Annotated in this window: 9 protein-coding genes; 3 read left to right on the forward strand and 6 right to left on the reverse strand. The window is 43.6% G+C overall.

From position 1 onward, the window contains the following. Position 1: 1 nt before the first annotated feature. From AAC006_RS01925 to AAC006_RS01950, 6 genes are all read right to left on the reverse strand, one after another. Positions 2-736, reverse strand: a complete 735-nt coding sequence (locus tag AAC006_RS01925) for an ABC transporter ATP-binding protein (RefSeq protein ID WP_013784992.1) — start codon at positions 734-736, stop codon at positions 2-4. Between the two features lie 18 nt (positions 737-754). After that, positions 755-2,011 (reverse strand): HlyD family efflux transporter periplasmic adaptor subunit, encoded by a 1,257-nt coding sequence (locus AAC006_RS01930; protein ID WP_013784993.1) that lies wholly within the window; start codon positions 2,009-2,011, stop codon positions 755-757. A gap of 362 nt (positions 2,012-2,373) precedes the next feature. Then, complete coding sequence (locus AAC006_RS01935) at positions 2,374-3,321, reverse strand: transposase (protein ID WP_041452569.1); 948 nt, start codon at positions 3,319-3,321, stop codon at positions 2,374-2,376. 254 nt (positions 3,322-3,575) lie between these two features. Next, positions 3,576-4,214, reverse strand: a complete 639-nt coding sequence (locus AAC006_RS01940; protein WP_013784996.1) for a hypothetical protein — start codon at positions 4,212-4,214, stop codon at positions 3,576-3,578. A 66-nt stretch (positions 4,215-4,280) separates the two neighbouring features. Further along, positions 4,281-5,879: a glutamate--cysteine ligase gene (gene gshA, locus AAC006_RS01945; RefSeq protein ID WP_208804322.1), complete on the reverse strand. Its 1,599-nt coding sequence runs from the start codon at positions 5,877-5,879 to the stop codon at positions 4,281-4,283. Positions 5,880-5,970: 91 nt separating this feature from the next. Then, on the reverse strand, positions 5,971-8,808 hold the full coding sequence (locus AAC006_RS01950; protein WP_208804320.1) for a pitrilysin family protein: 2,838 nt from the start codon (positions 8,806-8,808) through the stop codon (positions 5,971-5,973). A gap of 230 nt (positions 8,809-9,038) precedes the next feature. Between AAC006_RS01950 and AAC006_RS01955 the strand changes: the two genes are divergently transcribed. The 3 genes from AAC006_RS01955 to AAC006_RS01965 are packed head-to-tail and all read left to right on the forward strand — an operon-like array spanning position 9,039 to position 11,515. Beyond that, positions 9,039-9,596 carry an Hpt domain-containing protein gene (locus AAC006_RS01955; RefSeq protein ID WP_013784999.1) on the forward strand — a complete coding sequence of 186 codons (558 nt, stop codon included), beginning with the start codon at positions 9,039-9,041 and terminating at the stop codon, positions 9,594-9,596. After that, positions 9,597-10,433, forward strand: a complete 837-nt coding sequence (locus AAC006_RS01960) for a pseudouridine synthase (protein WP_208804318.1) — start codon at positions 9,597-9,599, stop codon at positions 10,431-10,433. 5 nt (positions 10,434-10,438) lie between these two features. Next, positions 10,439-11,515 carry a 2-dehydropantoate 2-reductase gene (locus tag AAC006_RS01965; RefSeq protein ID WP_244360028.1) on the forward strand — a complete coding sequence of 359 codons (1,077 nt, stop codon included), beginning with the start codon at positions 10,439-10,441 and terminating at the stop codon, positions 11,513-11,515. Positions 11,516-11,520 lie beyond the last annotated feature (5 nt).

Genomic DNA, 11,520 nt, shown 5'->3' on the forward strand with positions numbered 1-11,520 from the left:
ATTACACTCCTGACGCAACAACGGTTTTATTGTCGAGGGTGGCTGCTAAAGACGGCTTACCCTGATATAAGGTAAAGTCGGCTAACTGCCCATCTACGACTTGAATATTCCGAGGCGCTCGGCGCGCTAATTCGGCATCATGGGTTACCATTACAATCGTGGCGCCATTTTTGTTTATCTCTTCAAGTAGCTCCATAACTTGGCGGGCCATCAGGCTGTCCAGATTTCCCGTAGGTTCATCGGCAAGTAAGAAACGAGGCTTGCCCGCAAGAGCTCGTGCGATTGCAACACGTTGCTGTTGCCCGCCAGACAACTGTTGCGGTAAATGTTTAGCTCGGCTGGCCAAACCAACTTGCTCTAAACATTGTTCAATTCTTACTTTACGCTCTTTTGCGGCAATGCCCCGATAACGCAGGGGCACTTCGACATTTTCATATAAATTCAAATCAGGTATTAGATTGAAACCCTGAAATATATAACCAATTTTTTGGTTTCTTAAGTCGGCAGTTTGATTATCTGACAATCCACCGATATCCACGCCATCTAAGGTATATTGGCCTGATGTGAACGGTTCCAGCAAACCAGCAATGTTTAAAAATGTTGTTTTCCCAGAGCCAGAAGGCCCTGTTACCGCAATAAACTCGCCTTCATTTACGGTTAGCGAAAAATCTCTTAGCGCATGAGTTTGTACACTGTTCGTCTGATATATTTTGCTTACGTTGTTCATGGTTAACATTGCTATTTATCCTTTTTATTAGCGCAGAAGTACTGTAGACGCTTGATTAAACTGTTCGTAATTTGAAACTATTATTTGATCACCCTCTTCCAGGCCGCTGAGAATTTCGACTTCTCGGATGCTAGTTGCGCCAATCTGAATGTCTATTCGCTCGGCCAGATCACCGGTAACTAAATAGGCCGTTGCGCCTCCTGCTTGAAGAAAACTCCCACGTTCTACCTTGAGTACATCACTTTTGTTCTCTAACAATATTCGTGCTGACACCTGCTGATTTTGACGAATTGATTGCACGCTGTTTTCAGGGAAGCGTACCCTTGCAATAACTTGCCTATCGACAACTTCTGGGGATATTGAAGCCAGTGTGCCAATCACTTTTTGGACACCCACTTTTAATTCAACACTCATCCCTAACCCCAACTCATTTGCGTAGCTTTCAGCAACATTTAGCTCAGCTTCATAAGCCGTTAAATCTACCAATTTCATTAATGGCTCATTTTTGGCCACAAGCGCATTCGGCTGAATCAGTACATTCCCCACGACACCAGACACGCTGGCTTTAATAGTTAAATCGGCAAGTTGGCGGGTAAGGTCATCAACAACTAGAGCTTGCCTGGCGACCTTCTCTTTCGTGGTCTTAAGCTCAAAGGCTAACGTGTCTGTTGCTAGTTCAATTTCACTAATGGCGTGCTTATAAGTCACTTGTGCTTTGGCTAAATTATCTAGCGCCTCTTCTAAATCTATCTGGCTTATGAGGTGATCTTTAATTGACAATTTTGCTCTTTTTTCTTCTCGCTGGGCGGCAACCAATTCTACGTTAGCAATATCAGCTTGTTTGTTTAATAACAGTGCCTGTCTACGTACATCAAGCTCTTGCCTAGCAAGATCACTTTTCAAGCTTGCTAGCGCGGATTGCTCTTGCTTCATAGTATTCTGCAGTTCGGGAGAATCGACTATTGCTACAATATCCCCTTTTTCTACCGAGTCTCCGGGCTTTACTTTTAAAAGTACATAGCCCTGCTCAGGGCTATACAATTGCGGGGCATTTGAAGCGATTATTCTGCCAGTGGTGACGATATCCCTAATCAGTTCGCCTTTTGTTACTACACTGAATTTTAGCGAATCACGACTGCTAGATAGACCGGCGGTTGAGCTAGAAAAAAGAAAAAAATATCCGAAGACACCCACTATTAAGAGTATAGCTAAGACACCCACCCATTTTTTTCGCGACGGCTGCGTTACAACAACGGTATCCTGACTACTAGTATCCTGAATCATAAGACATCCTCATGACTTACTGACTCAAAATTAGCGAGCAACACTACAATAATAAAAATAACAATAGGTAGGCTGATAAAGTGAAAAAGCAACATATTCATCTAGTTTCTGTTAGGAGTGTAAACTAGTACTACGAATAACGCGCCAAAAGTTAACTGAATGATTAATAATGACTTTATTAGATAAACGGTTATTAAAGTGTCCGAACGGACACTTTTTTCTGTCCGGTTATACTGTGCGGACGGGTTGGTTAAATGTGGCGTTTAATATCAGAAGAATTACTGAGGTTACTAAAAAACAGGCATTAACTCCCTCAGTACTTATTGATTTGAATTACATAAGTTGGGATAGCGAATTCAAGTTCAGCAGGCTAATTGAGGGCTCAATCCAGTTTTTCGTTTTACCAGTGCCAAGCTTATCTTACTGGAGAAGTTACTCTCAATAGAGCTTACAACGGCTGACCAATCTGTTTGTGTTAAACCAGTACGGGATAAAATAGGCTCGCAATTTCGCGGGATCGCTCCTTTGATGTTACTTCTTAGCTGTCTACCGGTTTGATCGACTAACTGCAAATAATCATCTAACCGAAAAGGTAAGCCTTTTACCTTACTATCTTGTGAATCACCAATAAATGGAAGTAACTCTTGGGGTTGTTTATTCTTTTTCGCCTTTGCTATACGACGCTTCACACTGGTATACATGGACTTTTCAGGCGTATTCGCATTACTAGCTCTAATGGGGTTTAAGTCAACATAGGCCATACAGGCCAATAACGCTGATTCATCTAGTAAAGCCTGAGACTTAAACCTCCCTTCCCAAAAGCGCCCTGTGCATTCATCCTCCTTGTTTGCTTTTCTCGCAATAAACTCATTAAGAAGCCGCATGAACCAACTGATATCGTATAAACGCTTTCTATACATCTCCACACAAGATAGTACCGTTTTCACTTGCGCTTCAGAGAGGCCAGGCCTCTGTTCTTTATTCATAAATTGACGAGTGAGCAAAGTTCCATTGTGAAGAGTATGCCACCGACTCAGAACTTCCTCAGGGCTCATTGCAAGCGCATGCCCCTTATCAACACGCAATACAGTATGGGTATGGTTGCTCATTACTGCATAAGCGCAAACATCGATTGCAAAAACACTTGCGAGCTTAAGCAGCCGATTCTCAACCCATTGCCTTCTGTGCTCGTAGCTTCTTCCGCTAAACTTGTCTTTACCGCATAGAAATGCTCTTCGCACACAACGAGAAACGCAATGATAGTAAGGAGTGTCTTCTAAACATATTAGTGACTTACGAGGACGCGGCATGCTTAAATTTTGGTGTGGATATTTGATGCTTATAGTGGATTAATACGCAAGAAAGAAAAACCGAACCTTGGGATAGTTTTTCTACCTGCTTCGGGTTAATTGATTAAGTTTCGCCTTATGTGGGTTTCTTCTCACCCCTTTCTCGCCGAGTGAACCAAAAAACTTGGACACCCATTAATGTCCAAGATTTGGAAATCTGTGAGTGTCCAAATTTATTAAGTGGGTGTCTATGTTGAAAATGGGTGTCTGCATTTCTAGCTAAACAACTTCATGAACCAGCCTTTGCTTAGCTCTTCTTCGCAGGTTTTAAGCTGGGTTGCGTAGCGTAATGATCGTGCTTTTACTTTAGATGCAACCTTCTTCAGCCAAGGTTTGCGGTCGTAACTTCTACGTTTATAGCCACCCCAGCCTTCATGGTAATTCAAGTATTGGGCGTAAGCATCCCACTTCGAAATACCATTCACCTTTTGAGACTTATAGATAAACCAGCCCATGAAGTCGATAGCATCTTCGAAATCGTCGCGGTCAGCGCCGCTGTTGTCGGTTTCGCGCATATAGTCAGCCCATGTGGGTGTCTTAGCTTGCGAATAGCCATAAGCGGAGCTTACTCTGCCCCAAGGGACTAAGCCGAAAAATACGTAATCACGGGGAGGCAAGGCATCGTGGCGAAAGGAGCTTTCTTGATACATCATCGCCATAGGCACATGAATTGGCACACCCCATTTATCACGCGCGTCGGCTGCTGCATCGTACCAATCATCTTTCTCAAAGAAGATTTCGCACAAATTACTGCTGTCTTTCGGTGGTGTTGTAGCGCATCCAGCGATAAACAGCGGAAAAAGCACGACCAAACTTGATAAAAAAATGCACAACGGTTTGAACTTTTGATGCATAGCTTGTCTTAACTTATGTTCTAGTAAAATGTGTGTTTCCCTGGAACCTTCAACGCCTGATTTCTATCAGGCGTTTTTTTTTGCTAACGGTTCGTTGAAATAATCACGAATAAAGCTATCGAAGTCTTTGGTATCTGCAGCTTCCACATCCGCTTGCGCAGCTAACGACGTCTCAGCAGCCTCTGTAAACATAGCTTCCGTAGTTTGCTGATAAGCGAACCCTTTCATCTGCTCTTGATAACGTGCAGCTAACTCTAGGCCGTAAACACCATTATCTTTGTCATGTTTAAGCAATTCCTCTAAAAGCACGCCTGAAGGGGTTAGCCCTGGATTCGCCACTTTCATCGACTCTGCGGCAACCGCGTCACTATATCGCGTTGTGTCATTTGCCAAGTCGAGTATCTCTGCCACTTGCTCAAACTCGTCAAACAATGATGAAGCCCACGCCGTTAATGTTGTTTCCTCATTATCGCGAATAAGCGCCAAATTAGGTTTTCTGCCTTCTAATACCACTCTATTCATGTTGTCTTTAGCTTCATTTAACTGCGCTTCGTCTAACTCCGCACTAGGCTTCAATAAACAGGTCAACAAGAACACATCAAGAAAATCAAATTGGGTTTGGCTAATACCAATTGGCGAAAAGGGATTTACATCTAACGCACGCACTTCAATGTAGCTGATGCCACGTTTTACCAGGGCATCGGTAGGCTTTTCCATCGATTGCGTAGGTTGCTTGGGGCGTATCGGCGAATACAGCTCGTTCTCAATCTGTAAAATATTACGGCTGAGCTGCTGATAGTTACCACCGTCGCCAGCAGCAAAGCTACTAAAACGATTGGACGGCGTATCCATAGCGCCACGAAGTAAGCGAACATAATTATCTAACTGGTTATAGCAGATTTTAAGCGATGACTGCTCAGCACTGGTATATCCCAAGTCACTCATTCTTAGAGAGGTAGCATACGGCATGTAATACGTGCCCTTACCGACTTTTTCAAACGGCAATGCGTGTTCTTTTCCTTTTAAAAACGAGCTACACAACGCAGGCGAAGCGCCATATAGATAAGGAATTATCCAGCAGTAGCGACGGTAGTTTCTGATCAATGAAAAGTAGTCGGCTGATGTCTGATCTTGGCTATGCTCAGTACCATTAAGCTCAGCCCATTGCTTCCAGAAATCATCAGAGAAAGAAAAGTTAAAATGCACACCAGCAATCGCCTGCATCATACTGCCGTAGCGGTTTTTTAACCCAATTCGATATACACGCTTCATTTTGCCAATATTTGACTCGCCAAAATAAGCAATAGGGATATGCGCTTCATCTTCGATAAAACACGGCATGCTAAGCGGCCAAATTTGCTCATCGCCAATATTATCAATGGTGTACTTATGAACATCTTGTAACTGCGTAATAGTTTTAACAGCGCTACTTTCAGGTGGCGTAATAAACTCTAACAACGATTCAGAAAAGTCTGTGGTTATCGTGTCGTGTGTTAACGCTGAACCTAACGCTTTGGGATGAGGCTCTTGCGACAGAGCACCGTTTGGCTTAATTCGTAACGCTTCACGCTCAACACCGCGCTTTATTTGCGTGAGTGCCGATAAAAATTCAGGTGATTTAAGCGCAGCCAAACGCTTGTTGAAACACGTTGAGTTTACAGTCAATGTTCATATCCATGGATGAGTTGTTCCCCACAAAATGGGGAACAACGTATTAAATTCAAGTCACCATTACTGATAACTTGCTATCAGGCACTTAGTTTATCTGTTCTCTACTATTGGTATCTACCGATAATTCGATGATCGGCATATTTAACGACTCCAGTTGCTCAAGAATCGCATTTTTATCGCCAACAACGATAACTTGCAGCGCATCTGTCGATAAATACTGCTTAGCCAGTGCGTTAATTTCGTCTTTGCTAATGCTATTAATTATCTCAATTTGCTCTGTTCTGTAGCCTTTTTCAAGTCCATAGCTTTGCAATTGACGAAGAAAGCGCGCCTTACTATTGGGGGTTTCAAACTCTAACGCATCGCTCAACGTAAACGCATTGCGCATAAATTGAATTTCTTCGTCCGTCGCCCCTTTGTCGATATACTGATTTATTTCGTTAAAGACTTCAGTAATACCTTCGGCTGTGTTCGCAGCAGTAAGATCGGTTCCAACTTCAAACCAGCCAAGGGTTTTGCCTCCCATAAACGCACTATTCGCGCCATAGGTAATGCCTTTATCTTCGCGCAAATTCAGATTTATCCGGCTATTAAAGCCGCCGCCTAGCGGGAAGTTCACTAAACGAGATTTAAAGTAATCGCCTGTGGCATCGAAAGGTAAGCTGCGTTTAACGATATAAACAACAGATTGAACCGCACTGGGGCTATCTACCAAAAACACTTGGTTTTTGTCGTAGGTAGGGAACGCATCATAATCTTCAAAGGTATATGCCTCACCTTCCCATTGCGCCACAAAATCTAATGCATCTACTACCGCATCAGAACTCATATTGCCAACAACGACTACACTCGCTTTACTCGGTGAATAGTACTGATTATAAAACTGCTTCACATCGTCAAGTGTGATGGACTGGACGGTTTCAATGGTGCCTTCATCAGGAAGACTTACACGATTATCTGCACCAAATAATACTAAATCTCGTGCACGTCGAGCCAAACTAGACGGGGTTTTCGCTTGCTGCTGCAAACCTTGTAGCACCCGCTCTTTCATTCGAATAAAATCATTTTGTGCAAAAGCAGGGTTGAAGAACTTCTCTTTAAGTAGTGCCAAGGTTGGCATTACGTTTTTGGTTAATGTAGACACATATACCTGAGAGTATCGACCTGCCGCACTAAAACGAATTGAGCTGCCTAACTTGGCAAGTTCGTTCGCTAATTCTTCATTCGTGTAGTTTTGAGTAGATTCATTCATCATTAACGCGGTGAGATACGCTGTACCCGCTTTACCCTCAGCGTCTAGCAACATACCGCCATCCATGCTAAGGGTTAATGTGACAGTGGGTGTCTCACTCATAGTCACCCCCATTACATTTACGCCATTGCTGAGTTCACGCTCCCAATAATCCGGAACCGTGACCACAGGCGCTTCGCCTGCTTTAGGCTGTATAGTTCTATCGAAACTAGATGCTGAAGATGTATATTCGTGCTCGTCTGATTCAGTCTCGGGTAACGTTCGTACAGGACGTTCAAAGGTTGGTTCTGCCGCTTGAAGTTGAGGCTGACCTTTAGGCACAATACTTAACACGACACTATTGGCGTCTTTAATATATTTTTTATACACACGCATCACGTCTTCAGCGGTCACAGAATTATATCGTGCGATATCTTCAGACACTAAATCTGGCGTTTGATAAAAAGTTTCATTGGCCGCAAGCGCAGTCACTTTACCAGCTACACTCTGTAAGCCAAATACTGTTGAGGCTTCAATACTACCTTTGGTTCGCGCTAAATCGTCAGCTTTTACACCGCGGGTTTCAAATTCAGTTAATGTAGCTTCTATTACATTGTGAAGCTCATCAAGTGACTGCACTTTGGCTGGATTAGCCAAGGCAATTAGTTGAAATTCACAGGCCAGCTCGCGGCACGGGTGTGACACTACTGCTTGGACAGCCATCCCTTCTTTCACTAAATTTTTATAAAATAAAGACGTTTTACCTCCACCTAGAATGTCAGATAATACATCTAGTGGTGCTTCATCAGGGTGACGCGCATAAACGGTTGGGAAGGTGATTTGTAGTAAGGGTAAGTGAACCTTATCTTCTAACGTCATATAGCGAGTTTCAGATAGGGTGACAGGCTGTGGTTCAGGATCGTTAACTTCAGGTCCTTTTGGAATATCACCAAAATACTGGGCTATTAATGCTTTGGTTTTTGCAGTATCTATGTCACCACCTATGGTTAACACGGCATTGTTAGGTCCATACCAGCGTTTAAAAAAAGCTTTAAGATCGTTTACATTAACGCGGTCTAAGTCTTCAACGTAACCAATGGTCATCCAGGAATAAGGATGCCCTTCTGGATACATAGCCTCGCCGTTTAGCTCGTGTCTTAGCCCATAAGGCTGGTTATCTACTCGCTGAGCACGCTCATTCTTAACCGTTTCACGTTGGTTTTCGAACTTAGTCTGGTTTACCGCTTCAAGTAAATACCCCATGCGGTCTGATTCAAGCCACAACACTTTTTCAAGCTGGTTAGCAGGCACAGTTTCGTAGTAATTTGTTCTGTCGGTATTTGTCGAACCGTTCAAACTACCGCCGGCTTCGGTGATCACTTTAAAATGCTGTTCATCTGCTACATGCTTTGAGCCTTGAAACATCATATGCTCGAAAAAGTGTGCAAAACCAGACTTACCCACTTCTTCACGCGCAGAGCCTACGTGATAAGTCACATCTACATGAACGAGGGGATCTGAATGGTCTTCGTGAAGAATAACCGTTAATCCATTACTGAGCGTGTACTTTTCGTAGGGGATAGTAACTGCGGAGCTATCGGCGGGGGTATCTACTTTTGCCCGTTGGCATCCGTTAAGTACGCTAATAGCAAAAACTGCAACAATAAGGCGAAACGCCAAACTTCCTGACATGCTGGATCCTTCTAGGTGGCCTCGCTTTTGTAATACATTTAACTCGCATCACACTAGCGTCTATAATAATACAACCGTTGAGACAATGGCCTGGGGCATACGTTTCATCGAAGACTACCAGACTTTTTAACGCTTTACTTGCTCTGACTTGCTATCATTGTATTAATTTGTAAAATTCTGAAATACACTGGCATAGAACACAGTATAAAAACGTAGTTAAAGGAACTTATATGGATCAGCCCGCAACAGTCTTAGATTTTGAATTTGGCATGTCTCAACTAAGTGGTAATAAAACACTGTTGTTAACCTTATTAAATAAGTTTTCAGATGAATATCGCTCAGCAAACGATGATTTACAGCAATTAGTGAAAGAAGGGAATTTCGACGAGGCATACTCTTTAATCCATACGTTAAAAGGTGTGGCAGGTAACTTAGGCTTATTTGCTTTGCATCACGCCAGTAAACCCGTTGAAGCAAGCGTTAGAAATGACAAATGCCTTCCTGATGACTACGCCAGTTTTTCTGCTCTTGTTGATGAAACCATAGCGGCTGTAGATGCACTATCTGCAACCCCTGTCCCCGCCGCGCCTGAAGCAAATAGCGCAGTTGCTACCCAAGCTCGTGAGCAATTTATGGCCGCATTAAAAGCCAGTGAATTCATTTCCCAATCGACACTTGATGAGTGGCTAAGCGTGCTTTCACTTTCTGCTGACACGAAGCAAGGAATTGAAGACGCGGTAGACGAACTAGACTACGACGAAGCCATCGCCCTGCTTGAAAAAGCCTAAGTGAACGAAATACCTATTTTAGTTGACGATGAAGATGTGCTTATCGTCAACAAGCCTTCCGGCATCGCCATGCATGACTGTGCTAATACTGCCAATATTGCAAATACCCAGAGTACTGGAACTGCTGAGAACATTAGCGCCGGTGAAGGCGCTGACGCCTGCGGTCTCAATAACATAGGTAGTAAAATAGATAGTAAAATAGACACCCATGCATTTGGTATTGTCACCCTACTTCGAGAACAAACCGGTTATAGCCAACTTCACCTTTGTCATCGCTTAGATACCGGCACCTCTGGCTGTCTGTGCTTAGCCAAATATGCCCAAACAGCAGCGCTTATTGGTGATGCCTTTGCATCCCGTCAGGTTAGTAAATACTACCTAGCCATTAGTGCCGACAAGCCGAAAAAGAAACAAGGTTCTATTGTAGGCGATATGAAAAACCGTCGCGGCGGCCAATTCATGCTTCTTAAAAGCAAAGATAACCCTGCAGTCACCCAGTTTTTTAGTCAATCAGCCAAACCTGGCTATCGCGGATTTATCGTAAAACCGCTTACAGGAAAAACCCATCAAATTCGAGTCGCCCTTAAGAGTGTGGGCGCAGCGATACTTGGTGACACACTTTATAGCGGTGCACCATCCGACAGATTACATTTACATGCCGGCTGGCTACGCATTCCCCTTCCCTCTCGCACTATTTCAGTGAAAGCGCCGATACTCTCTGGTGATTTATTTACTGATAGCGAAGTAAAGCGTTGGCTTACTGAATTACCTGAGCCAGATACCTTCAATTGGCCTGCGATTGCCTCTTCTTTACTACAGCTAGTTAGCAAAACCTAAAGCTTATGAAAGGTCAAAAAGCCAAGCAAGGTGCGAAAGGAACAGAAAACCTATTGGGTGAGAGCAAGTCGCAGGCACAAGGCAAATTTAAGGCTGAGCAGCTCGAAATAAAAAAAATCCACATTGCGGGCAGTGGCGCTATTGGTTCTTTACTTGCTGGGGCTGCAGAAAAACAAGGCTTACCTTACGGGCTTTACCCAAGAAACCCAGTGTTTCAAGTTAACAAAGCGAGTATAGAGAAACCTGAATTTGAGCCCGCTAAAACTGAGACACCCACACCCTATTTTGTAGAATGGACTGACGGCACCGAATACCCCATTAGGCAAATCAACAGTAACAAGCCACATCTTTCGCCTAGCGATATGTTGGTATTGCCATTAAAAGTGCACCACTTGAAAACCGCGCTTACTCAATGGCTGCCACTTATCGATAAGCGTACCCCTGTTGTGCTTCTACACAATGGTATGGGTGGGTATGAAATAGCAAAATCTATATTGCCAGCCCAGCAACCATTGCTGCTTGCTACCACCAGCCATGGGGCAATGAAGCGCACGTCAACTCAGGTTATTTACACCGGTGTGGGCAACACCCAAATTGGTATTGCTCCCCATTTGGTTTCACACAAACAACTCACTATGCCTGAGTGGGCGAAAAGTGTGTGTCACACTTTACATGCGCTACTTCCACCAGTGCGTTATCAAACTGACATCATGAAAGCGTTGTGGGCCAAGCTTGCTATTAACGTGGTGATAAACCCGCTAACTGCGCTGAATAATATAACCAATAGCCATATTGCTGGTGATCTGTTTGCGAAAGAACGTAAAATACTTTGTGAAGAGTTTGCTCAAGTGGCAAACGCATGTGGGCAGTCTTTTGATGCTATTGAAATTGAACAGCAGGTAATTAAAGTTGCTGGCCTTACCGGCAGCAATTACTCCAGTATGCATCAAGATGTGAAGAACCAAAGGCAAACCGAAATTGAAGCTATTAATGGTTACATTGTTAGCATGGCACAAAAAAAGGGTATTGAAGTTCCCCTCAATACCCTTCTTACAAAACAAATCACTGCGCGTTTAACATAAGCGCT

It is taken from the genome of uncultured Alteromonas sp., from assembly GCF_963976965.1.
GTDB lineage: Bacteria > Pseudomonadota > Gammaproteobacteria > Enterobacterales > Alteromonadaceae > Alteromonas > Alteromonas naphthalenivorans.

Excerpts from the sequence above, each read along its gene's own strand:
- AAC006_RS01925 (WP_013784992.1), bottom strand. The coding sequence starts at position 736 with ATGTTAACCATGAACAACGTAAGCAAAATATATCAGACGAACAGTGTA.
- AAC006_RS01930 (WP_013784993.1), bottom strand. The coding sequence starts at position 2,011 with ATGATTCAGGATACTAGTAGTCAGGATACCGTTGTTGTAACGCAGCCG.
- AAC006_RS01935 (WP_041452569.1), bottom strand. The coding sequence starts at position 3,321 with ATGCCGCGTCCTCGTAAGTCACTAATATGTTTAGAAGACACTCCTTAC.
- AAC006_RS01940 (WP_013784996.1), bottom strand. The coding sequence starts at position 4,214 with ATGCATCAAAAGTTCAAACCGTTGTGCATTTTTTTATCAAGTTTGGTC.
- AAC006_RS01950 (WP_208804320.1), bottom strand. The coding sequence starts at position 8,808 with ATGTCAGGAAGTTTGGCGTTTCGCCTTATTGTTGCAGTTTTTGCTATT.
- AAC006_RS01955 (WP_013784999.1), top strand. The coding sequence starts at position 9,039 with ATGGATCAGCCCGCAACAGTCTTAGATTTTGAATTTGGCATGTCTCAA.
- AAC006_RS01965 (WP_244360028.1), top strand. The coding sequence starts at position 10,439 with ATGAAAGGTCAAAAAGCCAAGCAAGGTGCGAAAGGAACAGAAAACCTA.